Raw genomic sequence first — 25,428 nt, 5'->3', positions numbered from 1 at the left:
CAACGGACGGGAAGACGCGAATGGTCGGCCATCGCGCCCGCCATTACCAGCCCGGGCCGCGCTCCACGCCCGGCGCTTGCCGCCCAGGGCGCGCGGCGCGCGCTCACCACGGCGCCAGCCGCCAACCGTCCGGGTCGGCCTGCAGGCGCGTGTCCAGGCGCAGGCCGTCGAGGAAGGCGGCATCGTGCGAGACCACCAGCAGCGCGCCCGGATACTGCAGCAGCACCTGTCGCAGCGCCTCGCGCGCGTCCAGGTCCAGGTGGTTGTCCGGCTCGTCGAGCAACAGCAGGTGCGCCGGCGGATCGCGGTAGAACGCGCAGGCCAGCGCCGCCTTCAGGCGCTCGCCGCCGCTGAGCCGGCCGCTGGGCACGCCGATGCGCTGCGCGTCCAGGCCGAGCAAGGCCAGCCGCGTGCGCAGTGCAGCCACGTCGGCCACGGCATTGGCTTCCTGCAGCTGCGCCAGTGGCGGCTGTGCCGGATCCAGCAGCTGCAACGCCTGGTCCAGGTAGGCGCTGGGCACCTCCACCGCGCAGCGCCCGGCCAGCGGCGCCAATTGACCGTCCAGCACCCGCAGCAAGGTCGATTTGCCGCTGCCGTTCGGCCCGACCACGCCGATCCGCTGGCGGCCGCCGATGCACAGGTCCAGCGCGGCGCGCGCGGCCGGCGCGTACGGCAGCCGCAGGCCGCGCAGGTCGGCGACCCGGCGCCCGGCCGCCGCAGCCGGCATCGGCGCGAACAAGGCGACCGGCGCCGCGGCCTCGACCGCGTGCGCGGCCTCGCACACCTGCGCGGACAGCCGTGCGTGCGCGGCGGCCGCTTGCTGCCGGTGCCTGCCGGCGCTGTGTTCGCTGCGCTGCTTCTGCCGGCCAAGCAGGATCGGCGCCTGGTTGGCGTCCTGCGCCTGGCGGCGGCCATGCGCGCTGCGCCGCTGCTGGCGCGCCTGCTGCTCGCGCAGCGCATCGCCCTGGCGCCGGCGTTCGTGTTTACAGCGTTCCAGCTCGGCCAGCGCCTGCTGTCGCTCCTGCGCCTTGCACTGCGTGTAGAACGCGTAACCGCCGCCATAGTCGCGCAGGCCCAGCGACGACAGTTCCACGATGCGCTGCATGTCCCGCAGCAGCGCGCGATCGTGGCTGACCACCAGCAGCCCGTGCGGCCAGCGCTGCAGTTGCTGCTGCAGTTGCTGGCGCTGCGCAAGGTCGAGATGGTTGCTCGGTTCGTCCAGGATCAGCACGTCGGCGTCGGACAGCCAGGCGCCGAGCAGCGCCACGCGCATCGCCTCGCCGCCGCTGAGTTCGGCCGCCGGCCGCTGCGGCGTCACATGGCCGAGTCCGCACAGCTCCAGTTCGGCGTGCAGGCGCTGGGCGATGTCCCAGCGCTCGCCGAGCGTATCGAAATCGACCGGATCGGCGCTGCCGGCCTCGATCCGCGCCAGCGCCTCCAGCGCCGGGCCGACCCCGGCCAGCGACGCCACCGTGTCGCCGGCGGCGCGCGCGATCTGCTGCGGCAGGTAATGCACGCGGCCATGCCGGCGGCAGTGCCCGGCGCTGGGCGCCAGCTGGCCGGCGAGCAGGCGCGCGAACACGCTCTTGCCGACGCCGTTGCGCCCGACCAGGCCGGTGCGGCGCGCATCGAGCGCGAAATCGAGAGCGGAAAACAAGGGCCTGCCGTCGGGCAGGACATACGACGCGCTGTCCAGCGCGAGCCACGGATGCGTCATGGGAACTCCAGGGATGCCGGTCACGCCCGCCGCATTCGGCAGGAACGGACAAGGCCGTCGAAGACGGCGGCATCAATGGCGCATCGGAGGCATCCTCGGCTGGCTAACTACACTGAGCCACGATGGTAACCCGCATGCGCGCGGCCATGCAGCGACGCGGCGGCGGCGCTCAGCCGCCGGCCAGGAACGCGTCGTGGTATTCGGCCTCGGCCACCGGCGGCAGGCGGTCGCCGAAACCGATCGCCTGGAAGTACCCGGCCGGCACCCCGGGCAGCACCAGTCCCGGTTCCGGCGCGAAGCCGAAACGCGCGTAGAACGCAGGCTCGCCGAGCACCACGCAGCCGGCCGCGCCCAGCGCCTGCAGCTGCGCCAGCGCCTCGCGCACCAGCCGTGTGCCCAGCCCCTGGCGCTGGTGGCCCGGCCCCACCGATAGCGGCCCCAGCGCGTACCAGCCGCGGCTGCCATCGGAAAGTTGCACTGGCGACACCGCCACATGGCCGACGATGTAGCCGTCGTGCTCGACCACCAGCGACAGGGTCAGCGCGCCGTCCGCGCGCAGCCGTTCGATGATCTGCTGCTCGTCGTGGCGGCTGTGCGCGACGCGGAAGAACGCGACCAGGGTCAGCGCCTCGATCGCGGCGTGGTCGGCTTGGGTCTCGGCGCGGATGTTCAGTTCCATCGGTGACTCCAGTCGATGCGGCCTGCTGCGCGGAACATGCCGCTCACAGCGTTTCCAGCAATTCGGCGAACGCGCGCGCCGCGGTCTCGACGTGGCCGCCGAGCCGATGCATGTCGTCCACCAGCAGCAGCCGCGCCGCGCGCGCCTGCGCCCAGGCGATCACCTCGGCCGCGGGAATCAGTTCGTCGTGCCAGGCGTGCACGATCGAGATCGGCACCGGCGCTGCGTCCAGCGCCGGCATCCAGCCCATGCGCGTCGGCGGCACCATCAGGAACAGGCCGCGCACCGGCACCTGCAGCGACACCTGCGCGGCGATGTACGCGCCCAGGCTGGATCCTGCCAGCACCACCGGCCCGCGCTGCGCGGCGGCCTGGGTCAACGCGAGCAGGCGCTGCAGCCGCGCCGGCACGTCGCCGAGCTGGCTGACCTCGCGGCGCGCGTCCAGGTCGGTGAAATCCGGACGCTCGTGGCTCCAGCCCAGGCGCTGCGCGACCTCGGCCAACGCCGCCACCTTGATCGCGTCCGGACCGCTCTCGAACCCGTGCGCAAGAATGCAGTGGCCGCGGCTCACAGCGCCACCACCGCATCGCCGAGCCGCAGCGTGCCACCGTGCACGATTCGTGCGCACAGGCCACCATGGCCGCGCATCGCGTTATAGCCGCCCGGGCCCAGCGCGTCATCCATGCGCGAGCACGGATCACACGGCGCGATGCCTTCCAGCTCGACCTCGCCGACGCGGAAACGGCGCCCTTTCAGCGCGATCAGCGGGATGCCGGAGACGACCAGGTTGCGCCGCAGCGTCGCCGGCGCCACCTGCGCATGGCCGGCCAATGCGGCGATCGCCGGCAGGTGTTCGGCCTGGATCAGAGTCAGCCCGCGCTTGCCGTTGCGGCCGGCGTAGCGGTCGCCGAACAGGCCGCCATCGGCGTGCGCCACCGCCTGCTCCACTTCGAGCATCGGCACGTCGCGTGCCGGGCGCAGGCCTATCCAGTCCACGCGTCCGGCGCGCGGCAACGTGGCGAGCAGCGTCGCCAGCGGGCTATCGGGATTCAGAGTCATCGGCGAATGCTAGCATCCGCGCATGTCGCAGACCCCACCGTTGCCGATCCACGATGCTCCCCTGCCCTACGTCGAACGGCTGCAGGCGCGCACGCTGGACGCGATCGACCTGGCGGTGATCCATTGCACCGAACTGCCCGACCTGGCCAGCGCGCGCGCCTACGGCGAACGCGTGCTGTATCCGTCCGGCACCGGCAACAGCGGCCACTTCTACATCGACCGCGACGGCAGCGTGTACCGCTACGTGCCGCTGCAGCGGGTGGCGCACCACGTGCGCGGCTACAACCCGCGCTCGCTGGGCATCGAACTGGTCAACCGCGGCCGCTATCCGCATTGGCTGGATTCGCGCCAGCAGACGCTGGACGAAGCGTATCCGCCGGCGCAGATCCAGGCGCTGATCGCGCTGCTGCGCCAGTTGCAGGCGCAGGTGCCGCAACTGCGCCACATCGCCGGCCACGACGCGCTGGACCGCAGCCGCGAAAGCGCCAGCGACGATCCGGCGCTGCAGGTGCAGCGCAAGCTCGATCCCGGCCCGATGTTTCCTTGGGCGCAGGTGCTGGAGGCGGTGGCGCTGACGCCGTATGCGCCTCCGGCAGATGCGCTTTCCGACCACTGACACCGCGCCCTGTAACCCGCGCCCTGTACCCCATGTAGGAGCGGCTTCAGCCGCGACAGGCACACTGATGGTGTATGTCGCGGCTGAAGCCGCTCCTACAAAAACAGCAGCAACGCCATCGCACCTTCCCGCCCCAGCGCCACAGGCTCAACGCGGACCGACATAGTTCTTCTCGCCCGCAGTCACCGCCAGTTCCAGGCGATTGCCGACCGGCGCCAGCGGGCACACCACGTGCACGGTGAACGCGCACGGCGGGTTCTGCGCCAGGTTGAAGTCCAGCACGATGCGCTCGCCCTGCGGCGGCTCCACGAACAGATAGCGCGCGCCGCCGTAGCTCTCGCGGCCGCTGGTGCGATCGGTGAACGGGAAGAACAGGCGCTTGCCGTCGTCGTCGCGCAGCGCCTGCAAGCGGTAGCGGCGGCCGTCGAGGATGAACTCGGCGCTGCCGGCCAGCGCCAGCGGCTGCGGCGTGCCGATCGAGGTGAGCAGCACGATCGCGCGCGGCGCCGGCGCCGGATGCCAATCGGCGACCACACGCCAGCGCGGATCGATCGGGAAATAATCGATGCCGCGGAAGCTGCCGCGCGCAGCGGCATGCGGATCGCGGAAGCGCCAACCGAACAGCTTGCCGGTGCGCACCACGTAGAACTCCTGCTCGCCCAGCGCCAGCCGCGTCTCGCTGCCGTGCGCCGCATCGGTGCCGAGGCGACCGGCGTGGAACGGCTGCCCGCGCACCGTCGGCGCGGCGTCTGCGGCGGCCTCGAACGCCACGCCGGCATCGGCGTCGATGCGCAGGCTGCCCAGATGCGCGGGGCCGGCCGGCAGCTGCACGTCGTTGCCTGCGGCGCTGCCCACCTGATGCACGCCGTTGCGCAGCCGGCCGGAGCCGGTATAGCTGAGCCAGCCGCCCGGCGCGCGCAGCCGCGCCACGCGTTGCGCGCGGCGCTGTTCCACGGCCAGCCGGTAGTGGGCGTCGGACTGCGAGCGCGGCGAGGCATCGGCGCCGTTGCCGCGCGGCCGCTCGCCGCAGCCGGCCAGGCTCAGCGCCGCCGTCAGCATCCACATCCCACGCCAGCGCATCGCCTCAGCCCTTGTACTTGCCACGCATGTCTCCTCCACGCACGCCGACGCGCCACGTCGCTTGGCCGTGTCGGCTAGCCGCTGGCGCGCGGCCGCGCCGGATCGGCGATCCAGCCGCTCCACGATCCGGCATACACGCGCGCACCGTGCAGGCCGGCATGTTCCAGCGCCAACAGCAGATGGCAGGCAGTCACGCCCGACCCGCACATCAGCACCACCTCGCGCGGATCGCGCCCGTGCAGCAGCGGCTCCAGCTCGGCGCGCAATTCCTGCGGCGGGCGCAGGCGCCCATCGCGCAGGTTCTGGCCCAGCGGGCGGTTGATCGCGCCGGGCACGTGCCCGGCGACCGGATCGATCGGTTCGACCTCGCCGCGGAAGCGCTCGGCGGCGCGCGCATCCAGCAACCAGCCCGGCGCCTCGTGCAGGCGCGCAGCGATTTCCTCGGCATCGGCGATACGGCTGGCATCGAAGCGCTGCGGATACGGCGGCAGCGGCGCAGGCGTCGCGGCGGCATCGGTTTCCGGCAGGCCGAGCCGGCGCCATTCGGCCAGGCCGCCGTCGAGCACGGCGACGCGGCGATGCCCGAGCAGGCCCAGCATCCACCACAGCCGCGCGGCGGCCATGCTGCCGTCGCCGGCGTCGTAGACCACCACCTGGGTGTGCGGCGCGATGCCCCAGCGCCCCAATGTCTGCGCGAACGCGTCGGCCTCGGGCAACGGATGCCGGCCCAGGCCGCGGCGGCCGAGGTCGGACAGATCGGTATTCAAATCGGCGTACACCGCGCCGGGCAGATGCGATTGCGCGTAGGCCTGGCGCGCGAGCTGCGCGGCCTGCGGATCGGCCAGCGCGGCAGCGGCGAAACGCGCATCCACGATGCGCAGGTCAGGGTGGCCGAGCGCGGCGGCCAGCGCCGGCGCATCGACCAGATGCTGCCACTCGGGAAAGGGTTCGCTCATGCGGTTTGCTCCAGTCGGCGGCGCAGGTTGAGCAGGATCGCCGCGGTCGCGCCCCAGATCCGCTGCCCCGGCCAGCCGTATTCCAGCACCACCCGCGGCCGCCCGCGGTAGTCGGTCTCGATGCTGCGCAGGTTGTCGGGCGCCATCAGGTAGGCCAGCGGCACATCGAACACGTCCGCCACTTCGCCGGGATGCGGCTGCGGCACGAACGCCGGATCGATCGCGGCCACCACCGGCATCACCCGGAAACCGCTGATGGTCACGAACGGATCGAGATAGCCCAGCGGTTCCACCTGCGCCGCGGACAGCGCGATTTCTTCCTCGCTCTCGCGGAGCGCTGCGGCCACCGCATCGGCGTCGTCGGCTTCGATGCGGCCGCCGGGAAAACTGACTTGGCCGCCATGGTGGCGCAGGCTGTCGGTACGCCGGGTCAGCAGCACGTGGGTGCCGTCGGCGCGCGGCAACAGCCCGACCAGCACCGCCGCCTCGGCCAGTACGCCGTCTGGCAGCAAGTCGTGCAGTTCGTGGTGGTTCCAGCCGGGGCCGTCGGGCGGCGACTGCAGCGGATGCAGCGCGCGCAGCAGCCGTGTGCGTTCGGCCAGGCGCTGGCCTGGGGTCGGCGACCAGCCGCGCTCCGGCAAGATCTCGTGGATATAGCGCCGGCGCTCGGCGTCGCTCATGCCGCGCCAGCGCGCGATCTCGTCGCCGCTGCGCAGGCAGCCCGCGCAGTAGCCCTGCGCGTCGAGCGTGCACAGACCGATGCAGGGCGTGAGCAACGCATGGGGGACGGGATCCATCGGATTCGACACCTGCTCAGACTAGCGCGATTCGCCGGCAGCGGCACTTTCCCTGCCGCAAAAAAATTGCGCCGGCGTTGCCGCCGGCGCAATGGTCATGCACTGGACAGCGCGCTTACTTGACGCTGATCAGCTTGATCTCGAACTGCACCGCCACGTTCGGCGGGAACGGCGTGCGCGGGTCGGCGCCATAGGCCTTGTCCGGCGGCAGGGTCACTTCCCACTTGGAACCGGCCGGCATCTGCAGCAGCGTGTCGCGCATGGCCTGCATCTCGACTTCGCTGACCTTGATCGACGGGATCTGCTGCGCCGGACGCGCCTGCGCCGGGCGCTGGCCGAACGGGTACGGACCGGCCACTTCCAGCTGCACGGTGCTGGCCTGGGTCGGCTTGGCGCCCTTGCCGGCTTCGATCACGCGGTACTGCACGCCGCTGGGCAGCGTCTGCACGCCGGCCTTGGCCTTGTTCTGCGCGATGAACTGGTCGCTCTTGGTCTTGTTCTCGGCAGCGGCCTTCTCGTAGTCGGCCTTGGCCTGCTGGGCACGGGCCTGCTCGCGCTTCTGGAACGCTTCGACGGCCGGCTTCAGCTGGTCGGCGGCGACCGCCGGCTGCTTCTTGGCGTAGGCATCCTGCAAGCCCTTCACCACCGCATTGATATCGAGCTGCTCGCCGCGGCCGGACAGTTCGGCAAGGTTGTTGCCGTAGTCGTAACCGAAGTAATAGCTCAGCTTGCCCTTCTCGGACGAGGTGTCCTGGGCGAACGCATTGCCGCTCAGGGCTAGGGCCGCCACAGCGACCGCAATAGAACGCAACTTCATCAAACAATTCTCCAGGGTGGTGGCACAGAGCGGCCTGTGCCGCCTGAGTTGACGCGTTAGGATAGCCGCCGCGGCGCGTAACCGCTACCGACGACGCAACTCTGACAAAGAAGCGCCGCCGGAGTTCCCTTCACTCTTTTTTTACATCTTTAGGAATGGCCATGTCCGGCACGCCGGTCGTCACCGCGACCCAGGATGCGATCCGCATCGTCACCGTCAACCGCGCTGACAAGCTCAACGCGTTGAATCGCCAAACATTACAGGCGCTGGACGCGGCCTTTGCCGAGGCCGAGGCCGACCCCGCGATCCGCGTCGTGGTGCTGACCGGCGCCGGCGAGAAAGCGTTCGTGGCCGGCGCCGACATCGCCGAAATGAACGAACTCACACCGGTTCAGGGTCGCGACTTCTCGCAACTGGGCCAGCGCCTGATGCGCCGCATCGAGCGCCTGTCCAAGCCGGTGCTGGCGATGGTCAACGGGTTCGCGCTCGGCGGCGGGCTGGAACTGGCCATGGCCTGCCACCTGCGCGTGGCCGCCGACAGCGCCCGCCTCGGCCAGCCGGAGATCAACCTCGGGCTGATCCCCGGCTTCGGCGGCACCCAACGCCTGGTGCGCCTGGCCGGCCGCGCCGCGGCGCTGGAACTGTGCCTGCTCGGCACGCCGATCGATGCGGCGCGCGCGCTGCAGTTGGGCCTGGTCAACCGCGTGGTGCCTGCGGCCGAACTGCACGAGGCCACGCTGCAGCTGGCGCGGCAACTGGCCGCCGCCGCGCCGCTGGCGTTGCGCGGCATCCTCGACGCGATCCAGGTCGGCGCCGAATCGGCGATCGAGCAAGGCCTCGAGTACGAGACCGCGCAGTTCGGCCTGCTGTTCTCCAGCGAAGACATGCGCGAAGGCACGCGCGCATTCCTGGAGCGGCGCCCGCCGCTGTTCCGCAATCGCTGAGCCGCGCGTGCCGATGCCCGACCTGCCCTCCCCCGCCTCGCCGCTGCAATTGTTGCGCTGGGTGCTCGACGACGATCTCGACGCGGCGCTCGATGGCGGCCTGATGGAGTACGTCGGTGCCGCCGACGACGATCTGCTCGATCCGGCGCATCCGCAATTGCGCACGCAGCTGCTGGCGGCGCAACGGCGCCTGCGCGAGGCCTGGGCCGCGCGCGAACGCTACCGCGCGCGCAGCGCGCGCCTGGCACGCCGCGCCGCCGCGCGCGAGGCACGGCGCGCGCCGCCAGCGAGCGTCGCCGCCGCGGCGCCGTCGCTGCCGCCGGCCGCGGCGGCGATCCTGGCGCGGGCCAAGGCCAAGGCCGCCACGCGGGGTCCGCAATGAGCGCCGCGGTCGCCGCGCCGCGGCGCGGGCCCACCTTGAGCAAGGCCGAGATCCACGAACTGTTCTCGCGCCTGTCCGAACTCAACCCGACGCCGACCACCGAGCTGGACTACAGCACGCCGTTCGAGTTGCTGATCGCGGTGATCCTGTCGGCGCAGGCCACCGATGTCGGGGTCAACAAGGCCACGCGTCGCCTGTATCCGGTGGCGAACACGCCGGCGGCGATCCTGGCGCTGGGCGAGGATGGCCTGAAGCGCTACATCTCCACCATCGGCCTGTTCAACGCGAAAGCCAAGAACGTGATCGCCACCTGCCGCATCCTGGTCGAGCAGTACGCCGGCGAAGTACCGCGCGAGCGCGCGGCGCTGGAGGCTTTGCCCGGGGTCGGCCGCAAGACCGCCAACGTGGTGCTCAATACCGCCTTCGGCGAGCCGACCATCGCCGTGGACACGCATATCTTCCGCGTCGCCAACCGCACCGGCCTGGCCCCGGGCAAGGACGTGCGCGCGGTCGAGGACGGCCTGCTCAAGCGGGTGCCGGCGCAGTTCCTGCACGATGCGCACCACTGGCTGATCCTGCACGGCCGCTACGTGTGCAAGGCGCGCAAACCGGACTGCCCGCGCTGCGTGATCCGCGACCTGTGCAGGTTCAAGGACAAGACGCCGGCGTGAGGCTGTTCGAACGACAGCCGTGGTATCGCCGATCGGTTGCACTGTAGCTGCCCTGTAGGAGCGGCTTCAGCCGCGACAGCATCCAAAACCGGAACACCCGCCGCATTTCTCGTCGCGACTGAAGTCGCTCCCACAATGGTTTCCGCTGCGCAATCGAGTTATCGAGTTGCGAGACCTTTGCGGGAGAGACTTCAGCCCAGACTGCATGCCAGTTCGGAACATCCGCCGCTTCGCTCGTCGCGGCTGAAGCTGCTCCTACAACGGCTTGCGAATAGCCGACTGGGTGCACTGTAGGAGCGGCTTCAGCCGCGACAGCTCGCGCAGCCGGAGAAACCATCGCCGCGTTCGTCGCGACCGAAGTCTCTCCCACAAAAGCTTCCCAAGCGCAGCCGAGCCGCAAGGCCTTTTGTGGGAGAGACTTCAGTCCCGACGCATGCCAGTTCGGAACATCCACCGCTTCGCTCGTCGCGGCTGAAGCCGCTCCTACAAAGGCTTGCGAATAGCCAGCTGGGTGCACTGTAGGAGCGGCTTCAGCCGCGACAGCTCGTGCAGCCGGAGAACCCATCGCGGCGTTCGTCGCGACCGAAGTCGCTCCCACAAAAGCGTCCCAAGCGCAGCCGAGCTGCGAGCGCTATTGTGGGAGGGACTTCAGCCCAGACTGCATGCCAGTTCGGAACATCCACCGCTTCGCTCGTCGCGGCTGAAGCCGCTCCTACAACAGCCTGCGGATAGCCGGCTGGGTGCACTGTAGGAGCGGCTTCAGCCGCGACAATGTCCGAAGCCGAATGCCCGCAGCTGCACGCGTCGCGACCGAAACCGCTCCTGCACGATTCCCGTGGACACGCATCAGAACGACGCGGCCGCTACGCCGCGCGCTGCCCCTCCACGCGCCGGTCCAGTTCCTTCCAGTCCACCACCAGCGCGCAGCCGCGGGCGGCGGCATTGCGGCTCCAATCGCGCAGCAGTTCCAGGCAGGCATGGTCGACGTGATGCAGCCGCGCCACGTCCAGATGCAGCTCGGTGTTGGGCGGCAGCCGCTCCAGGGTCCGCGCCATCTTAGGCACGCGCAGAAAGGTCGCCGAACCCTCCAGCGACAGGCGCAGCTTGCCGCCACCGGCCACGGCATCACCGCCGGCATCCTCGTGCGCATGCACGCCGACCTTCAGCCGCGATTGCTGCAGCGCCAGCCGCAACAGCGACAACGCGAAACCGATCAGCACGCCGGTGAGCAGGTCGGTGGCGACGATGGCGAAGGTGGTCGCCAGGTAGATCGCGGCGGTACCGCGGCCGTAGGCGGCCAGGTCGCGTACCTGCCCGAGCTTGACCATCTTCAGCCCGGTGTAGACCAGGATGCCGGCCAGGCATGCCACCGGGGTCATCCGCAGCAGCCACGGCAGCAGCAGCGCGAACACCAGCAGCCAGCCGGCGTGCAGGATGGTGGACATGCGCGTGGCGGCGCCGGCCTGCACGTTGGCCGCGCTGCGCACGATCACCCCGGTCATCGGCAACGCGCCGAGAAAGCCGCACAGCATGTTGCCCACGCCCTGCGCGGCGAGTTCGCGGTCGTAGTGGGTGCGCGGGCCGTCGTGCATGCGGTCCACCGCCGCCGCCGACAACAAGGTCTCGGCGCTGGCGATGAAGGCGAAGGTGAAGGCCGACAGCAGCAGCGTCGCGTCGAACACGCCGAGCATCTCGGCCAAGGTCGGGGTCTGGATCGCCGAAAACAGGTTGGCCGGCACGTCGACCTTGCGCACGTCCATGCCCTGCAGCTGCACCAGCGTGGTCATCGCCACCACCGCCAGCAACGCGCCGGGCACGAAGCGCAGCGGCTGCGGACGCAGCCGCTCCCAGGCCAGCATGATCGTGATGGTGCCCAGCCCGACCAACAGCGCGGCGCGACCCACGCCCGCCTCCAGCGCCTGCCACAGCACCGCCGGCAAGGCGGCGAAATTCTGCAGCCCACGCGCCTTCGGTGCCGCATCCATCAGCACGTGCGATTGCGAGGCAACTATCAGGATGCCGATGCCCGAGAGCATGCCGGCGACCACCGCCGGCGAAGTCATGCGGAACCACACCCCGGCCCGGCACAGCCCGGCGATCAACTGGATCGCGCCGGCCAGCAGGATCACCGGTCCCAACGCGGCCACGCCATGCTGGCGGACCAGTTCGAACACCAGCACGGCCAGGCCGGCGGCCGGGCCGCTGACCTGCAGCGGCGAGCCGGCGATCATGCCGACCACCAGGCCGCCGACGATGCCGGTGATCAGGCCGGCCGCCGGCGGCATGCCCGAGGCGATGGCGATGCCCATGCACAGCGGCAGCGCGACCAGGAACACCACCACCGAGGCCAGCAGGTCGCGGCCGAACGCGCCGTTACGCAGGTAGCCGGCGAGCGCGGACGCGCCGGCGCGGGAGGGTTCTGTCATGGTTCGCATGTTCGACTCCTTCAGACCGCGACGTTGCGCAGGACCGGCACCAGGCGCGGGCGCGGGGTGGCTTCTGGCGCGCGCTTGCCCTCTTCCGGCAGCAGCGGCACGAAGCGGCCCTGCTCGGCGTCGAAGGCGCGGATCTCGCCGTGGGCGATGTCGTAGATCCAGCCATGGATGCGCAGCGCGCCGCGGGCCAGCCGCGCCGCCACCACCGGCTGGGTGCGCAGGTGGTCCAGCTGCGACACCACGTTCTCCTCGGTCAGGCAGTGCAGCGCGTCCTCGGGGTGCCCGGCGTGATCGTGCTGCGCCGCGACCTGGCGCGCGCTGTCGGTGTGCTTGAGCCAGGCGGCCACGTTCGGCACGTCCTGCAGAGAGTCGGGATTGAGCACCGCCTTCATCGCGCCGCAGTCGGTGTGGCCGCAGACCACGATGTGCTTCACCTGCAACACCGCCACCGCGTATTCGATCGCCGCGACCACGCCGCTGACGTGCTGCGAGTACGGCGGCACCACGTTGCCGATATTGCGGTAAACGAACAGTTCGCCAGGCTGCGCGGCGAACATCAGTTCCGGCATCACCCGCGAATCGGCGCAGGTGATGAACAGCGTATGCGGGGTCTGGCCGCCGGCCAGTTGCCGGAACAGGCCGCGCTGGCGCGGATAGACCTCTTTGCGGAAGTGGCGGAAACCATTGAGCAGACTTTCCATGGGGGGAACCTCGGGACAAGGGAAAGGCGTCGCCGCGGCGGATGCCGCAGAACGGGGAACAGAGAGCGAGAGCCAAAGCGCGGGCGCACTTTGCGAGTGCGGCAGGCGCTGGCGGGCGGTGGAAGTTGGATCGGCGATCGATCCCGAGGCCAGCGGCCGAGCGGGATCGGATCCGCCAGCTCAGCCGCTGGGAGGTCGCAGGCGCGGCTGCGGATGGGTGCCGGCGCCGTGCCACGCCGCCGGCTCGGGCCAGGTCGGCGCGATGCGCACTGGCCGCCATGGCGCGGCCGGCAGCACCGGCGTGTCGTCGTACGCGAGTTGATCGGCACTGCTGCGCGATGCGTCTTCCTGCGCATCCGCCGCCTGCATGTCCGACGCAACGGCCTGGCCGATGGCGGCCGGCGCAGGCGACACTGCCGTCGGCGCCGAGCGCAACGCCGGCATCAGCGCCAGCAGCGCGATCAGCGCGATCAGCAACAGTGCGGCGAGGATCGGCATCCGTTTGCGGGCATGCGAGTTCATGTCTCCACGCTACCCAGCGGGTCCGCGACCGACAAGTGGTGCAGCGCACAAAAGAGCCAATCGATGGCGCGCTGGCGAGACGATGCCGCGCTTTGTGATGTCCGTCGTCCGCTGCAATCAGCATGCGGCGTTTCATCTGCGCGCCATCGGACCGCAACATGGCGCGCGTCCAATGGCGCAAAGGACGCGGTGGCGTGCAGCGGCGTGCGTGGCAGCCGTCCGCCAACTGTCACATTTACGCAATCTTCACATATTAGCCTGCGCGCATCTTCCCACCGCCCAGGCAACCCATGAAACTGTCTCGCACCCTCCTCTCGGCAGCCGTGCTCACCGCCGTGTTCGCGCCTGCCGCGCACGCCGAAATCGCCATCGACGTGATCGGCGGTTCGGAAGTCTCCTTCGAAGGCCTGGTCCAGGCCGACGGCAACTGGTACGACAACGACGTCCAGGACCTCAACGGCACCACCGGCAACAACGGCAAGAACTCCGAGTTCGGCATCCGCCGCGCCGAGCTGGTGGTCAAGGGCAAGGGCCCGGGCAACTTCGAGTGGGTTGCCGGCTACGATGCCAGCGTCCTGCGCGAGTCGGCCAACAACGGCACCACCGTGCGCAGCACCGGCAAGTTCCTGGACAACAACATCAAGTACAAGTTCGGCGGCAACGCCAACAACTTCCTGCAGCTCGGCCAGTACAAGCAGCCCAACAGCCTGGAAGAACTGTCCAGCACCAAGAACAACGACTTCATCTCCAAGGCCTCGGTCACCAACACCTACGCGGTGTCGCGTCGGCTCGGCGGCGCGGTCGGCTACGGCGACAACAACTGGAGCGTGGTCGGCAGCGTGTTCGGCCGCGAGCTGAGCCGCAACCTGGCGCACGGCAGCGGCTACGGCGCGCGCGGCACCTTCGCGCCGATCAACGAGGCGGGCAACATCCTGCACTTCGGCCTGAGCTACGTGAACTACGACACCGACGCCGACACGCTGCGCCTGCGCGCGCGTCCGGACGCCGACCTGGCCTCGGTGCGCCTGGTCGACAGCGGCAACCTGACCAACACCGACCGCATCGGCGTGATCGGCGGCGAAGCGATGTGGGTCAGCGGCCCGTTCAAGACCCAGGCCGAGTACTACAACGCCAAGGTCGAGCGCTACGGCTCCAGCGACAACTACAGCAGCGACGGCTGGTACCTCAGCGGCGTGTGGAACATCACCGGCGAGACCTGGGGCTACAAGGCCGGCGTGCCGACCACCCCGCTGCCGAACGAGCCGGCCAGCGGCATGTGGCAGCTCGGCGTTCGCTACGACAGCATCGATATGAACGACGGCGACCTGATCGCGCGTCCGGTCGGCGCACCGCTGGTCGACGGCGTGCTCGGCGGCAAGATGAGCACCTGGACGGTCGGCGCCAACTGGTACTGGCGTTCCAACTTCAAGCTGGCGCTGAACTACGTGATGGTGGACAGCAGCAAGTACAGCAGCACCACCCGCGGCAACGTCAGCGACAAGCCGAACATCCTCGAAGCGCGCGCGCAGTTCTACTGGTAATCGCCGCGGCCCGATGCAGCGCGCGGCGCATGCCGTGCGCTGCATCGGCGCCTTGTTCCAGGCAGCGTCATGTTTCCGTCATGTACCAGCCCCGGCACCGTCATCGAACGGTTATGTAATGCCCGCATGCGGTGCCCCGCATACCACCCTTCAGGAGCTTCCTCCGTGATCCTCTCGCTCAAATCCCGCGTCGCGGCTGCCGCCGTCGCCGCGTCGTTCGTGTTCGCCGCCAACGCCGCCGATGTCACCGGCGCGGGCGCCTCGTTCATCTATCCGGTCATGTCCAAGTGGTCGGCCGACTACAACACCGCCACCGGCAAGAAGGTCAACTACCAGTCGATCGGTTCCGGCGGCGGTATCGCCCAGATCAAGGCGGCCACGGTCGACTTCGGTTCTTCCGATGCGCCGCTGAAGCCCGACGACCTGGCCGCGTCCGGCTTGGCCCAGTTCCCGTCGGTGATCGGCGGCGTGGTGCCGGTGGTCAACGTGCAGGGCATCGCCCCGGGCGCGCTGAAGCTGGACGGCAAGACCCTGGCCGACATCTTCCTGGGCAAGGTCAAGACCTGGAACGACCCGGCGATCGTCGCCCTGAACCCGGGCGCGAAACTGCCCGACGCCAAGATCACCGTGGTGCACCGCTCCGACGGTTCGGGCACCAGCTTCAACTTCACCAACTACCTGTCCAAGGTCAACCCGGACTGGAAGAGCAAGGTCGGCGAAGGCACCGCGGTCCAGTGGCCGGTCGGCATCGGCGGCAAGGGCAACGAAGGCGTCGCCGCTTACGTCAAGCAGATCAAGGGCGGCATCGGCTACGTCGAGCTGTCGTATGCGCTGCAGAACAAGATGGCCTACACCGCGATGAAGAACGCCGCCGGCAAGTTCGTGCAGCCCAGCGACGAGAGCTTCGCCGCCGCTGCTGCCAGCGCCGATTGGGCCAACGCCAAGGACTTCTACCTGGTGATGACCAACGCCCCGGGCGAGGCCTCGTGGCCGATCACCGCGACCAACTTCATCCTGGTCCACAAGCAGCCGAAGAACCCGGCCAGCGCCAAGGCCACCAAGGACTTCTTCAAGTGGGTCTACGCCAATGGCGACGCCCAGGCCAAGCAGCTGGACTACGTGCCGTTGCCGGACGCGCTGGTCAAGCAGATCGACGCTTACTGGAGCGCCAACCTGAAGTATTGATCGGCTCTCTCTCCGCCGATCGCTACCCGACGCGGGCCCCTCACGGGGTCCGCGTTTTTTATTTCCTTCTTCCACCGGCTCCCTGCCGCCCCCCCTCCCCTTCTCCCATTGGGAGAAGGTGCCCGCAGGGCGGATGAGGGTAGGCGCGAGGCGGTGCCTGATCGGGACGCGAAGCAGCGCCTGATACCGCAAGACATACAGCAGGGCAAAGCGGTCCCGGATGCCGCAGGATGTAGGGGTGCCGCCGGATACACGATTCAAGCACGGCCGCAGCGACTCCGCCCATCTGCGCGTGGCTTCGCCCGTACCCTCACCCCCGACCCCTCTCCCGACGGGAGATGGAAGCGAAGCGGTTGTTTTCCTTGACCAATTTCACGCACGGGCAGCCGCGTCATGAGGCTGTAACAAAAACATCATTTCATAGCGAACATCCGCCGGACCTTCCGGCCCTCTTCGCTACGGAGTGACCCCATGAAATTGCAGCCGGCACGCTTTGCCGTTCTGTCCCTGGCCCTCGCCTTCGCCGTCACTGCCTGCCAGCCGGGCAATGGCGACAAGCCGCAGGGTGCCGCCGATGCGGCAGGTGGTGCGCCCGCAGCCGCTCCGGCCGACGGCGCCAAGACCGCCGCGGAAATCTCCGGCGCCGGCGCGTCCTTCATCTACCCGCTGGTGTCCAAGTGGTCGGCCGACTACCACACCGCCACCGGCAACAAGATCAACTACCAGTCGATCGGCTCCGGCGGCGGCATCGCCCAGATCAAGGCCGGCACGGTCGATTTCGGTTCCTCCGACAAGCCGCTGGACAGCGCCGAGCTGGCTGCCGCCGGCCTTGGCCAGTTCCCGTCGGCGATTGGGGGCGTCGTGCCGGTGATCAACATGGACGGCATGGAAGCGGGCAAGCTGAAGCTGACCGGCAGCGTGCTGGCCGACATCTTCCTCGGCAAGGTCACCACCTGGAACGATCCGGCGATCGTCGCGCTGAACCCGGGCACCACCCTGCCCAGCACCAAGATCAACCTGGTGCACCGCTCCGACGGCTCGGGCACCAGCTTCAACTTCACCAACTACCTGTCCAAGGTCAGCCCGGAGTGGAAGAGCAAGGTCGGCGAAGGCACCTCGGTACAGTGGCCGGGCGGCGTCGGCGGCAAGGGCAACGAAGGCGTGGCCTCCTACGTGCAGCAGATCAAGGGCTCGATCGGCTACGTCGAACTGGCCTACGCGCTGCAGAACAAGATGCCGTACGCCTCGCTGCAGAATGCGGCCGGCAACTGGGTCCAGCCCAACGCCGAAAGCTTCGCCGCGGCGGCCGCGTCGGCCGACTGGGCCAACGCCAAGGACTTCAACCTGGTCATCACCAACGCCGCCGGCGCGCAGGCGTGGCCGATCACCGCCACCAACTTCATGCTGATGCACAAGCAGCCCAAGGATGCGGCGCGCAGCAAGGCGACCCTGGAGTTCTTCAAGTGGGCGTTCGAGAAGGGCCAGCCGCAGGCCAACGACCTGCATTACGTGCCGCTGCCGCCGGAACTGGTGCAGCAGATCGAGGCGTACTGGGCCAAAGAGTTCAAGTAAGCGCCACCCCGCTTCCGCCCTCGCCGGCGGAAGCGGGTGCGCGGCGGCAGGACGCGCCGCGCACGTGACTCCCGCTCGGCGTCGCTGCAGGCAGCGCCGGGCGCCGCATCGGTACGACGTATTCCGGACTTTCGGGTTCCCGCCTGCGCGGGAGCGACGCAGCCACCCACCGCGCGCGGCCACCGCCGCCGCGGCAACGATCGGATCGCGCCACCGCGCGCTCCGGCAAACACCGAGCCCATGAACGCCACTGTCATTCCCGAAGCGATATCGGCGCCCAGCGGACGCGACCTGCGCGACGCCCGTGCCGACCGTCTGTTCCGCTGGACGCTCACCGCCACCGTCGTCTTCGTCCTCATCGCCCTGGCCAGCGCGGCACTGTCGATGCTGTGGGGCGGCCGCCATGCCTTGCAGATGCAGGGCCTGAGCTTCTTCTACTCCAGCGAATGGAATCCGGTCGAGAACAAGTACGGCGCGCTGGCGCCGATCTACGGCACCCTGGTCACCGCCATGATCGCGATGCTGATCGCGGTCCCGGTGAGCTACGGCATCGCCTTCTTCCTGACCGAAGTGTCGCCGCGCTGGCTGCGCGGCCCGATCGGTACCGCCATCGAGCTGCTGGCCGGCATCCCGTCGATCATCTACGGCATGTGGGGCCTGTTCGTGCTGGTACCGGTGATGACCGAATACGGCACGCCGTGGCTCAACGACCACATCGGCACGCTGCCGGTGATCGGCCCGATGTTCCAGGGCCCGCCGCTGGGCATCGGCCTGCTCACCGCCGGCTTCGTGCTGGCGATCATGGTGATCCCGTTCATCTCCTCGGTGATGCGCGAGGTGTTCCTGACCGTGCCGACGCGCCTGAAGGAATCGGCCTACGCGCTGGGCTCGACCAAGTGGGAAGTGAGCTGGGACATCGTGCTGCCCTACACCCGCTCGGCGGTGATCGGCGGCATCTTCCTGGGCCTGGGCCGCGCGCTCGGCGAGACCATGGCGGTGGCGTTCGTGGTCGGCAACACGGTGCGGCTGTCGCCGTCGCTGCTGGAGCCGGGCACCACCATCGCCGCACTGATCGCCAACGACTTCGGCGAGGCCACCGAGACCTACCGCTCGGCGCTGCTGCTGCTGGGCTTCGTGCTGTTCATCGTGACCTTCGTGGTGCTGGCGATCGCCCGCCTGATGCTGCAGCAACTGTCGCGCCGGGAGGGCAACTAAATGGCCGCCGACATCGCCGACCGCCTGTACAACCGCCGCCGCGTGGTCAACGTGTTCGCGCTGCTGCTGTCCTGTTGCACCGCGCTGTTCGGGCTGGCGTTCCTGGGCTGGATCCTGTGGACCCTGCTGTCCAAGGGCATCGCCGGCATCAACCTCGACCTGTTCACCCGCATGACCCCACCGCCGGGCGAAGAAGGCGGCCTGGCCAACGCGTTCTTCGGCAGCGCGGTGATGTGCGGCCTGGCGCTGCTGATCGGCACCCCGCTGGGCGTGGCCGCCGGCACCTGGCTGGCCGAATACGGCAATGCGCGCAAGACCGGCCAGGTGGTGCGCTTCGTCAACGACATCCTGCTGTCGGCGCCGTCGATCGTGCTCGGCCTGTTCGTGTACACGCTGTACGTGATGCAGACCGGCGGGCGCTTCTCGGCGATGGCCGGCGCGCTGTCGCTGGCCTTCATCGTGCTGCCGGTGGTGGTGCGCACCACCGACGAAATGCTGCGCCTGGTGCCTTCGCAGATGCGCGAAGCGGCGCTGTCGCTGGGTATCCCGCAGTGGAAGGTGACGGTGCAGGTGCTGTACCGCAGCGCCTCGGCCGGCATCGTCACCGGCGTGCTGCTGGCGCTGGCGCGGATCAGCGGCGAGACCGCGCCGCTGCTGTTCACCGCCTTCGGCAACCAGTACTGGAACAACAACGTGATGCAGCCGATGGCGAGCGTGCCGGTGGTGATGAACTCCTTCGCCGGCAGCCCCTACCCCAGCTGGCAGCAGCTGGCCTGGTCCGGCGCGCTGGTGCTCACCGTGTTCGTGCTGCTGGTCAGCCTCGGCGCGCGCGGCCTGCTGCGCCGCTACAAGACTTCCAACGATTGATTCCCCTATGGAACCGGCCATGAACGATCACCACAACACCGCACCGATGCACCGCATCGCCATGCCCGCCGGACACACCGCGCTGGCGCCATCGCCGGTCAAGGTGGCCGCACGCGGCCTGGACTTCTACTACGACAAGTACCACGCGCTGAAGGGCATCAACATCGAGGTGCCGGAAAAGCGCGTCACCGCGTTGATCGGCCCGTCCGGTTGCGGCAAGTCGACCCTGCTGCGCATCTTCAACCGCATCTATGCGCTGTATCCGAAGCTGGAGGCGCGCGGCGAGGTGCTGCTGGACGGCGAGAACATCCTGTCGCCGAAGTACCCGATGAACCGCCTGCGCAGCAAGGTCGGCATGGTGTTCCAGAAGCCGGTGCCGTTCCCGATGACCATCTTCGAGAACGTCGCCTACGGCATCCGCCACCACGAGAAGCTGTCCAAGGCGGACATGACCGACCGCGTCGAACAGGCGCTGCGCCAGGGCGCGCTGTGGGACGAGGTCAAGGACAAGCTCGGGCAGAGCGCGCTGGGCCTGTCCGGCGGCCAGCAGCAGCGCCTGTGCATCGCCCGCGCCGTCGCCCTGCGCCCGGACGTGCTGCTGCTCGACGAGCCGACCTCGGCGCTGGACCCGATTTCCACCAGCCGCATCGAGCAACTGGTCGAAGAGCTGAAGAACGACTACACCATCGTCATCGTCACCCACAACATGCAGCAGGCCGCGCGCGTGTCCGACTACACCGCCTTCATGTACCTGGGCGACCTGATCGAACACGACCGCACCGAGATCATCTTCTCGCAGCCCAGCAAGCAGCAGACCGAAGACTACATCACCGGCCGCTTCGGCTGAGACGCCCCGACGCCAGCCCCGCGACGCCAGGACGGCCGCGGCGACACTAACGAATCCAACGGACCTACGACATGAACACCCAGCCGAACGAGCACATCGTGAAGAGCTACGACGAAGAACAGCATCGCATCGCCGCGGAGATCGTGCGCATGGGCGAGACCGCAGTGGCGCAGCTGGAAGCGGCCCTGGACGTGGTCGAACGCCGCGACGACAACGCCGCGCTGCGCATCGTCGTCAACGACGAAGCGATCGACGCGCTCGAGCATGCGATCAGCAGCGACGTGATGCGGCTGGCGCTGCGTGGACCGATGGCGCGCGACCTGCGCGAGATCCTCGCCGGCCTGCGCATCCCGGCCGACATCGAGCGCATCGGCGACTACGCGGCGAACGTGGCCAAGCGCTCGATCGCGTTGAATACCTCGCCGCCGATGCCGCAGACGCTGGGCCTGCGCCAGCTCGGCAAGCTCGCCGCCGAGCAGGTCCGCGAGGCGCTGCGCGCCTACCAGAACAACGACGCCGACGCCGCGCTGCGGGTCCGCCAGGGCGATGCGCTGCTGGACGCGCAGTACACCGCGCTGTTCCGCGAACTGCTGACCTACATGATGGAGGATCCGCGCAACATCACCCCGTGCACGCATCTGCTGTTCATGGCCAAGAACCTGGAGCGGATCGGCGACCACGCCACCAACATCGCCGAGAACGTGTGGTTCCTGGTGCATGGCGACCAGCCGCTGCCGCCGCGCGACAAGCGCGACGAAACCAGCAGCACCTCGGGCATCTGAGTCCGGATTCAAGCGGCTCCGACGCGATCGATACTTGACGACACATAGCGACGCGTGCAAATGATGGAATCGCCAGGAAACGCCTATTCACCGGCTGGCGCTTAGCGTGTGGGAACGCGTGGAGCCGTTCCCCATCGACCGCCCGACAGGTCGCCACCGGCGTGATCAGCAGCGTCATCGCCAACAGCCGCTGAGGCTGCAGCGCAAGGCGCGATCGGAAGGCCCCGCTTCTGCGGGGCCTTTTCGTTGCGCACGGCGCAGCGCCGCATGCGGCGGACGGCGCCAGCGGGTACGCTTGGCGGACACCGCCAGCGTGGCTACGTCGGCACCACATCCGTCTGCCAGGAGAGTCCGCATGTCCATCCCCTCGCGTCCGTCCACCGCCCTCGCCGGCGCTGTCCTGCTCGGCGGCCTGGGCCTGTCCGCCTCTGCCCTGGCGATGACCGACCTGGCCCAGGGCTATGCGCTCGGCGCCCAGGCCGCGGCGCCGCCGAGCGCCGACAAGGCAGCGACCGCCGTGCCGGCGCAGCCCAAATCCAAGTCCAAGTCCGCGGATGCCGCCGGCACCGACAAGGCCGCCGAGGGCAGCTGCGGTGCGCATGCGCAGCAAGCCGCCACGGCCAAGCCGGACAAGTCCGCCGCCGCCACGGCCCAGCACGACGACAAGGCGATGGCCGAAGGCAAGTGCGGCGAAGGCAAGTGCGGTGGCGGCGGCTGATTCCGCCCTGCGCAGGCCGGCCGCAGCCAGCGCCGGACTCGGCCTGCGCCGCGGCCTGCTGCCGGAGCTGCTGCAGGCCGCGCCGGCCGCGTTCGATTTTCTCGAGTGCGCACCGGACAACTGGATCGGCGTCGGCGGCCGCCTGGGCGCGATGCTGGACACGCTGTCCGCGCGCCACCCGCTGAGTTGCCATGGCCTGTCGCTGTCGCTCGGCGGCATCGCGCCGCTGGACGCGGACCTGCTGCGGCAGACCCGGCAGTTCCTGGATCGGCACCGCGTCGCGCTGTACAGCGAACACCTGAGCTACAGCGCCGACGACGGCCAGCTCTACGAACTGCTGCCGCTGCCGTTCACCGACGAAGCGGTACGCCACGCCGGCGCGCGCATCGCCCAGGCGCAGGACGCGCTGGGCCGGCGCATCGCGGTGGAGAACGTGTCCTACTACGCTGCGCCCGGCCAGGCGTTGAGCGAAGCCGAGTTCGTTGCGGCGGTCCTGGCCGAAGCCAACTGCGACCTGCTGCTCGACGTCAACAACGTCTGCGTCAACGCCGCCAACCACGGCTACGACGCCCTCGCCTTCCTCGCCGCGATGCCGAGCGTGCGCATCGCGTCGTACCACATCGCAGGGCATCGCGACGACGCCGCCAGCGCGCTGAAGATCGACACCCACGGCGCGGCGGTGGCCGCGGACGTGTGGGATCTGCTCGACGCCGCCTACCGCCTGCACGGGGTGCGCCCGACCCTGCTGGAGCGCGACAGCCAGTTCCCGCCGCTGTCCGAATTGCTGGACGAGGTGCAGCGCATCCGCGACGCACAGGCGCAGGTCATGACGGTGCAAGCAGCGCAGATGGCGCATGTGGCGCATGGCTGACTCCCTGCAAGCGCAGCAGTCCGCGTTGGCCCTGCACCTGCGCGATCCGCAGCGGCACGCGCCGCCGCCGGACATCGAGCCGCGGCGGCTGGCGGTGTACCGCGCGCTGTTCTTCGACAACATCGCGCAACTGCTCGCCGCGCATTTCCCGGTGCTGCGCGCCACCCTCGGCGAGGACGCATGGCAAGCACTGCTGCGTGCATTCTGCGCCGAACACCGTGCACGCACGCCGTTGTTCCCGCGCGTCGGCGGCGAGTTCGTAGGCTTTCTGCAGCAACGCGGCGAGGATCCGCAGCGGCCATGGCTGGCGGAACTGGCGCATTACGAAACGGTCGAGCTGGAGGTGCAGATCGACGCTGCGCCACTGCCGCCGCACGATCCGCACGGCGACCTGCTCGACGGCATTGCGCAGCTCTCGCCCTGGCTGCGCCTGCTGCGCTATCGCTGGCCGGTGCAGCGCATCGGCCCGGCCTGGCAACCGGGCGAGGCGCCTGCGCAGGCGACCTGCCTGCTGGCGCGGCGCGATGCCGACGGCCAGGCGCGCTTCGCCGAACTGGCGCCGCTGGCGTATGCGCTGGTGGAGCGGCTGCACGACGGCGAGCACAGCGGACGCGCGCTGCTGCTGCACCTGGCCGCCGAGCACGGCCAGGACCCGGACGCGCTACTGCACGACGGTGCCGCGCTGCTCGAGCGCATGCGCCAGCAGAGCAGCGTGCTCGGCACCCGCCTGCCGGCCTGAGGTGCGCAACGCGTTAACCAAGCACGGCGGCATTTCGGTCCACCGGCCATGCCACTGTAGGAGCGGCTTCAGCCGCGACAGGCCCTATGGGAACGCCCGTCGCGACTGAAGTTGCTCCCACAACACTCCGCCGACAGCGAACCCTCGATCTGACGTCGCGTCACCGATCTGCAGAAATTCGTCTCGCCGCGTGCCGCGGCGCCTGTGTCGAAGGCGCGCGTCTGACCCGATCCGTCTTCGCCAAGCCCGCGCGCGCCCTGTCGTGGCGGAGGTTTAGCCACGCTCTGCTACCCTGCACGCATGAACGATCACGTCGAAAGCCCGTCCCAGCCCCTCGCCGCCACCCCGATGTCGCGGCGTTTCCGCGGCTATCTGCCGGTGGTGGTGGACGTGGAGACCGGCGGCTTCGACTGGAACCGGCATGCGCTGCTGGAGATCGCCGTGGTCCCGATCGAGATGGACGACGCCGGCCAGTTGTACCCCGGCGCCACCGCCAGCGCGCATGTGGTGCCGGCGCCCGGCACCGCCATCGACCCGAAGTCGCTGGAAGTCACCGGCATCATCCTCGACCACCCGTTCCGCTTCGCCAAGCCCGAACGCGAGGCGCTGGACCACGTGTTCGCGCCGGTGCGCGCAGCGGTGAAGAAATACGGCTGCCAGCGCGCGATCCTGGTCGGCCACAACGCCCATTTCGACCTGAACTTCCTCAACGCCACCGTGGCCCGCTGCGGCCACAAGCGCAATCCGTTCCATCCCTTCAGCGTGTTCGACACCGTGACCCTGGCCGGCATCGCCTACGGCCAGACCGTGCTGGCGCGCGCCGTGCAGGCGGCCGGCTTCGACTGGAACGCCGCCGACGCACACAGCGCGGTCTACGACACCGAGCAGACCGCGCGCCTGTTCTGCAAGATCGCCAACGCGTGGCCGGCGCCGCAGATCGGCTAGAGCGTTCCCTGCGCTGCTGGACATCATCCGGCAGCGCCGAACGCCATCGACACTTAGCAAGACGGTGAACGCTTGCGCTGCCGGATGCTCTCCCCCCGCGCCGGCTTCCCTCGCAACTGCCGATGCATGAGATGAGGCACTTCCAGCGCAACGCATCGGGATGGCCTGCAGCTGCAACCACGCTTGTCGCTGCTTCGATGCCGCGTTACGGTCTTGGGCCACACGGAAGACAAACGCAAATGAACCCTGGAATCGCAAAGACATTCCGCGCAGGAGCGCACTTGCTCGTCGTGGTTGGTGTCGCAGCGTCGCTTTTCTCAACGCTTGGTGTGCTTCTCTGGCTCAAGAAAGGGAACCACGGCTTCCTGCTTGGCGTCTTGGCTTCCACCGCCGCGCTGTTATTTGTTTTGAGCACGCTTCGACTCGAAATCAGCCCAAACCTGCTGAAACGCAGAAGCATTTTTGGCTCTGACCTCGTTCAATTCAAAGACGTGGCTGGCGCCTACATCTCAGTGAAACATTCCCCCAAGGCACCGCAGGGAGTTGCGAGCTTCTGGATACAACCGCGCAAAGGCCCGCCGCTTAAAATCAATTTGCGCATCTACCCGGTTCAAGCGGCAGCAATGCTCTTTTCCATACTGGAGGCACAGGGAGTCGATATCGACGTCCCCGATGCCTGGTCTGCCAGACGCATGGAACAGCAAATTCGCGCCACCCAGGCCAAGGCCAGGGTGGCCTGACGACCCCAAGGCGCCCACGGATCGCGACGC

The 25,428-nt window shown here is 69.1% G+C and carries 27 protein-coding genes; 16 read left to right on the top strand and 11 right to left on the bottom strand.

Annotation, left to right across the window (positions count from 1 at the left end; genetic code table 11):
- Positions 1 to 103 precede the first annotated feature (103 nt).
- The 4 genes from HEP73_RS08315 to HEP73_RS08300 all read right to left on the bottom strand — a co-directional run bounded on the left by HEP73_RS08315 (position 104) and on the right by HEP73_RS08300 (position 3,455).
- Positions 104 to 1,717 (bottom strand): ATP-binding cassette domain-containing protein, encoded by a 1,614-nt coding sequence (locus HEP73_RS08315; protein WP_185822826.1) that lies wholly within the window; start codon positions 1,715 to 1,717, stop codon positions 104 to 106.
- Positions 1,718 to 1,886: 169 nt separating this feature from the next.
- Complete coding sequence (locus tag HEP73_RS08310; RefSeq protein ID WP_179565752.1) at positions 1,887 to 2,396, bottom strand: GNAT family N-acetyltransferase; 510 nt, start codon at positions 2,394 to 2,396, stop codon at positions 1,887 to 1,889.
- A 43-nt stretch (positions 2,397 to 2,439) separates the two neighbouring features.
- Positions 2,440 to 2,967, bottom strand: a complete 528-nt coding sequence (locus tag HEP73_RS08305; protein ID WP_185822825.1) for an alpha/beta fold hydrolase — start codon at positions 2,965 to 2,967, stop codon at positions 2,440 to 2,442.
- Positions 2,964 to 3,455: an MOSC domain-containing protein gene (locus tag HEP73_RS08300; protein ID WP_185822824.1), complete on the bottom strand. Its 492-nt coding sequence runs from the start codon at positions 3,453 to 3,455 to the stop codon at positions 2,964 to 2,966. Before HEP73_RS08300 ends, HEP73_RS08305 begins: the two co-directional genes overlap by 4 nt.
- Before the next feature lie 22 nt (positions 3,456 to 3,477).
- Between HEP73_RS08300 and HEP73_RS08295 the strand changes: the two genes are divergently transcribed.
- Positions 3,478 to 4,071, top strand: a complete 594-nt coding sequence (locus tag HEP73_RS08295; RefSeq protein WP_185822823.1) for an N-acetylmuramoyl-L-alanine amidase — start codon at positions 3,478 to 3,480, stop codon at positions 4,069 to 4,071.
- Positions 4,072 to 4,218: 147 nt separating this feature from the next.
- On the opposite strand, the gene HEP73_RS08290 is transcribed toward HEP73_RS08295, so the two are convergent.
- The 4 genes from HEP73_RS08290 to HEP73_RS08275 form a co-directional block, all read right to left on the bottom strand.
- The gene (locus HEP73_RS08290; RefSeq protein ID WP_185822822.1) at positions 4,219 to 5,151 is read right to left on the bottom strand and encodes a DUF1684 domain-containing protein; all 933 of its coding nucleotides are present in this window, start codon (positions 5,149 to 5,151) and stop codon (positions 4,219 to 4,221) included.
- Between the two features lie 74 nt (positions 5,152 to 5,225).
- A complete protein-coding gene (locus HEP73_RS08285) occupies positions 5,226 to 6,107 on the bottom strand; it encodes a sulfurtransferase (protein ID WP_185822821.1) in 882 nt (293 codons plus the stop codon).
- Positions 6,104 to 6,904 carry an NUDIX hydrolase gene (locus HEP73_RS08280; protein ID WP_185822820.1) on the bottom strand — a complete coding sequence of 267 codons (801 nt, stop codon included), beginning with the start codon at positions 6,902 to 6,904 and terminating at the stop codon, positions 6,104 to 6,106. Before HEP73_RS08280 ends, HEP73_RS08285 begins: the two co-directional genes overlap by 4 nt.
- A gap of 115 nt (positions 6,905 to 7,019) precedes the next feature.
- Positions 7,020 to 7,721, bottom strand: a complete 702-nt coding sequence (locus tag HEP73_RS08275; protein ID WP_145707454.1) for an FKBP-type peptidyl-prolyl cis-trans isomerase N-terminal domain-containing protein — start codon at positions 7,719 to 7,721, stop codon at positions 7,020 to 7,022.
- 161 nt (positions 7,722 to 7,882) lie between these two features.
- On the opposite strand from HEP73_RS08275, the gene HEP73_RS08270 reads away from it, so the two are divergent.
- The 3 genes from HEP73_RS08270 to nth are packed head-to-tail and all read left to right on the top strand — an operon-like array spanning position 7,883 to position 9,718.
- On the top strand, positions 7,883 to 8,665 hold the full coding sequence (locus tag HEP73_RS08270) for an enoyl-CoA hydratase-related protein (protein WP_185822819.1): 783 nt from the start codon (positions 7,883 to 7,885) through the stop codon (positions 8,663 to 8,665).
- A 7-nt stretch (positions 8,666 to 8,672) separates the two neighbouring features.
- Positions 8,673 to 9,047 (top strand): hypothetical protein, encoded by a 375-nt coding sequence (locus tag HEP73_RS08265; protein ID WP_185822818.1) that lies wholly within the window; start codon positions 8,673 to 8,675, stop codon positions 9,045 to 9,047.
- The gene (gene nth, locus HEP73_RS08260; RefSeq protein ID WP_185822817.1) at positions 9,044 to 9,718 is read left to right on the top strand and encodes an endonuclease III; all 675 of its coding nucleotides are present in this window, start codon (positions 9,044 to 9,046) and stop codon (positions 9,716 to 9,718) included. Before HEP73_RS08265 ends, nth begins: the two co-directional genes overlap by 4 nt.
- 863 nt (positions 9,719 to 10,581) lie before the next feature.
- Here nth and HEP73_RS08255 read toward each other — a convergent pair.
- From HEP73_RS08255 to HEP73_RS08245, 3 genes are all read right to left on the bottom strand, one after another.
- The gene (locus tag HEP73_RS08255; RefSeq protein WP_458309659.1) at positions 10,582 to 12,153 is read right to left on the bottom strand and encodes a SulP family inorganic anion transporter; all 1,572 of its coding nucleotides are present in this window, start codon (positions 12,151 to 12,153) and stop codon (positions 10,582 to 10,584) included.
- Between the two features lie 11 nt (positions 12,154 to 12,164).
- The gene (locus HEP73_RS08250) at positions 12,165 to 12,854 is read right to left on the bottom strand and encodes a carbonic anhydrase (RefSeq protein ID WP_185822815.1); all 690 of its coding nucleotides are present in this window, start codon (positions 12,852 to 12,854) and stop codon (positions 12,165 to 12,167) included.
- Positions 12,855 to 13,034: 180 nt separating this feature from the next.
- Positions 13,035 to 13,376 (bottom strand): hypothetical protein, encoded by a 342-nt coding sequence (locus HEP73_RS08245; protein WP_185822814.1) that lies wholly within the window; start codon positions 13,374 to 13,376, stop codon positions 13,035 to 13,037.
- A 290-nt stretch (positions 13,377 to 13,666) separates the two neighbouring features.
- On the opposite strand from HEP73_RS08245, the gene HEP73_RS08240 reads away from it, so the two are divergent.
- From HEP73_RS08240 to HEP73_RS08185, 12 genes are all read left to right on the top strand, one after another.
- Positions 13,667 to 14,917, top strand: coding sequence for an OprO/OprP family phosphate-selective porin (locus tag HEP73_RS08240; RefSeq protein ID WP_185815961.1), 1,251 nt, complete (start codon positions 13,667 to 13,669; stop codon positions 14,915 to 14,917).
- A 165-nt stretch (positions 14,918 to 15,082) separates the two neighbouring features.
- On the top strand, positions 15,083 to 16,102 hold the full coding sequence (gene pstS / locus HEP73_RS08235; RefSeq protein ID WP_185822813.1) for a phosphate ABC transporter substrate-binding protein PstS: 1,020 nt from the start codon (positions 15,083 to 15,085) through the stop codon (positions 16,100 to 16,102).
- 471 nt (positions 16,103 to 16,573) lie between these two features.
- Complete coding sequence (gene pstS, locus HEP73_RS08230; protein ID WP_185815959.1) at positions 16,574 to 17,674, top strand: phosphate ABC transporter substrate-binding protein PstS; 1,101 nt, start codon at positions 16,574 to 16,576, stop codon at positions 17,672 to 17,674.
- 240 nt (positions 17,675 to 17,914) lie between these two features.
- The gene (gene pstC, locus HEP73_RS08225; RefSeq protein WP_185815958.1) at positions 17,915 to 18,889 is read left to right on the top strand and encodes a phosphate ABC transporter permease subunit PstC; all 975 of its coding nucleotides are present in this window, start codon (positions 17,915 to 17,917) and stop codon (positions 18,887 to 18,889) included.
- On the top strand, positions 18,890 to 19,756 hold the full coding sequence (gene pstA, locus HEP73_RS08220; protein ID WP_185822812.1) for a phosphate ABC transporter permease PstA: 867 nt from the start codon (positions 18,890 to 18,892) through the stop codon (positions 19,754 to 19,756).
- Between the two features lie 19 nt (positions 19,757 to 19,775).
- Positions 19,776 to 20,603, top strand: coding sequence for a phosphate ABC transporter ATP-binding protein PstB (gene pstB / locus HEP73_RS08215; RefSeq protein ID WP_185815957.1), 828 nt, complete (start codon positions 19,776 to 19,778; stop codon positions 20,601 to 20,603).
- Positions 20,604 to 20,674: 71 nt separating this feature from the next.
- The gene (gene phoU, locus HEP73_RS08210; RefSeq protein WP_185822811.1) at positions 20,675 to 21,385 is read left to right on the top strand and encodes a phosphate signaling complex protein PhoU; all 711 of its coding nucleotides are present in this window, start codon (positions 20,675 to 20,677) and stop codon (positions 21,383 to 21,385) included.
- A gap of 355 nt (positions 21,386 to 21,740) precedes the next feature.
- Entirely contained in the window at positions 21,741 to 22,103 is a 363-nt protein-coding gene (locus HEP73_RS08205) for an HvfA family oxazolone/thioamide-modified RiPP metallophore (RefSeq protein WP_185822810.1), read from the top strand.
- Entirely contained in the window at positions 22,090 to 22,974 is an 885-nt protein-coding gene (locus HEP73_RS08200; RefSeq protein ID WP_185822809.1) for an HvfB family MNIO-type RiPP peptide maturase, read from the top strand. The genes HEP73_RS08205 and HEP73_RS08200 overlap by 14 nt, the downstream gene beginning before the upstream one ends.
- Positions 22,967 to 23,713 carry an HvfC family RiPP maturation protein gene (locus tag HEP73_RS08195; RefSeq protein ID WP_185822808.1) on the top strand — a complete coding sequence of 249 codons (747 nt, stop codon included), beginning with the start codon at positions 22,967 to 22,969 and terminating at the stop codon, positions 23,711 to 23,713. The genes HEP73_RS08200 and HEP73_RS08195 overlap by 8 nt, the downstream gene beginning before the upstream one ends.
- 300 nt (positions 23,714 to 24,013) lie before the next feature.
- A complete protein-coding gene (gene rnt, locus HEP73_RS08190) occupies positions 24,014 to 24,658 on the top strand; it encodes a ribonuclease T (protein ID WP_179565798.1) in 645 nt (214 codons plus the stop codon).
- Positions 24,659 to 24,939: 281 nt separating this feature from the next.
- Positions 24,940 to 25,398, top strand: a complete 459-nt coding sequence (locus HEP73_RS08185; RefSeq protein WP_185822807.1) for a hypothetical protein — start codon at positions 24,940 to 24,942, stop codon at positions 25,396 to 25,398.
- Positions 25,399 to 25,428: the final 30 nt, after the last annotated feature.

The sequence above is a fragment of the Xanthomonas sp. GW genome (assembly GCF_014236815.1).
Taxonomy (GTDB): domain Bacteria; phylum Pseudomonadota; class Gammaproteobacteria; order Xanthomonadales; family Xanthomonadaceae; genus Xanthomonas_A.
Note: the sequence above shows the minus strand (reverse complement) of the source record. Positions and strands in the feature narration are given on the sequence as shown.

What these genes read in the sequence shown, in the direction of transcription:
- HEP73_RS08315 (WP_185822826.1), bottom strand. Translation starts at nt 1,717, where the DNA reads ATGACGCATCCGTGGCTCGCGCTGGACAGCGCGTCGTATGTCCTGCCC.
- HEP73_RS08310 (WP_179565752.1), bottom strand. Translation starts at nt 2,396, where the DNA reads ATGGAACTGAACATCCGCGCCGAGACCCAAGCCGACCACGCCGCGATC.
- HEP73_RS08300 (WP_185822824.1), bottom strand. Translation starts at nt 3,455, where the DNA reads ATGACTCTGAATCCCGATAGCCCGCTGGCGACGCTGCTCGCCACGTTG.
- HEP73_RS08295 (WP_185822823.1), top strand. Translation starts at nt 3,478, where the DNA reads ATGTCGCAGACCCCACCGTTGCCGATCCACGATGCTCCCCTGCCCTAC.
- HEP73_RS08290 (WP_185822822.1), bottom strand. Translation starts at nt 5,151, where the DNA reads ATGCGCTGGCGTGGGATGTGGATGCTGACGGCGGCGCTGAGCCTGGCC.
- HEP73_RS08285 (WP_185822821.1), bottom strand. Translation starts at nt 6,107, where the DNA reads ATGAGCGAACCCTTTCCCGAGTGGCAGCATCTGGTCGATGCGCCGGCG.
- HEP73_RS08280 (WP_185822820.1), bottom strand. Translation starts at nt 6,904, where the DNA reads ATGGATCCCGTCCCCCATGCGTTGCTCACGCCCTGCATCGGTCTGTGC.
- HEP73_RS08275 (WP_145707454.1), bottom strand. Translation starts at nt 7,721, where the DNA reads ATGAAGTTGCGTTCTATTGCGGTCGCTGTGGCGGCCCTAGCCCTGAGC.
- HEP73_RS08270 (WP_185822819.1), top strand. Translation starts at nt 7,883, where the DNA reads ATGTCCGGCACGCCGGTCGTCACCGCGACCCAGGATGCGATCCGCATC.
- nth (WP_185822817.1), top strand. Translation starts at nt 9,044, where the DNA reads ATGAGCGCCGCGGTCGCCGCGCCGCGGCGCGGGCCCACCTTGAGCAAG.
- HEP73_RS08255 (WP_458309659.1), bottom strand. Translation starts at nt 12,153, where the DNA reads ATGCGAACCATGACAGAACCCTCCCGCGCCGGCGCGTCCGCGCTCGCC.
- HEP73_RS08250 (WP_185822815.1), bottom strand. Translation starts at nt 12,854, where the DNA reads ATGGAAAGTCTGCTCAATGGTTTCCGCCACTTCCGCAAAGAGGTCTAT.
- HEP73_RS08245 (WP_185822814.1), bottom strand. Translation starts at nt 13,376, where the DNA reads ATGAACTCGCATGCCCGCAAACGGATGCCGATCCTCGCCGCACTGTTG.
- HEP73_RS08240 (WP_185815961.1), top strand. Translation starts at nt 13,667, where the DNA reads ATGAAACTGTCTCGCACCCTCCTCTCGGCAGCCGTGCTCACCGCCGTG.
- pstS (WP_185815959.1), top strand. Translation starts at nt 16,574, where the DNA reads ATGAAATTGCAGCCGGCACGCTTTGCCGTTCTGTCCCTGGCCCTCGCC.
- pstC (WP_185815958.1), top strand. Translation starts at nt 17,915, where the DNA reads ATGAACGCCACTGTCATTCCCGAAGCGATATCGGCGCCCAGCGGACGC.
- pstA (WP_185822812.1), top strand. Translation starts at nt 18,890, where the DNA reads ATGGCCGCCGACATCGCCGACCGCCTGTACAACCGCCGCCGCGTGGTC.
- pstB (WP_185815957.1), top strand. Translation starts at nt 19,776, where the DNA reads ATGAACGATCACCACAACACCGCACCGATGCACCGCATCGCCATGCCC.
- phoU (WP_185822811.1), top strand. Translation starts at nt 20,675, where the DNA reads ATGAACACCCAGCCGAACGAGCACATCGTGAAGAGCTACGACGAAGAA.
- HEP73_RS08205 (WP_185822810.1), top strand. Translation starts at nt 21,741, where the DNA reads ATGTCCATCCCCTCGCGTCCGTCCACCGCCCTCGCCGGCGCTGTCCTG.
- HEP73_RS08195 (WP_185822808.1), top strand. Translation starts at nt 22,967, where the DNA reads ATGGCTGACTCCCTGCAAGCGCAGCAGTCCGCGTTGGCCCTGCACCTG.
- rnt (WP_179565798.1), top strand. Translation starts at nt 24,014, where the DNA reads ATGAACGATCACGTCGAAAGCCCGTCCCAGCCCCTCGCCGCCACCCCG.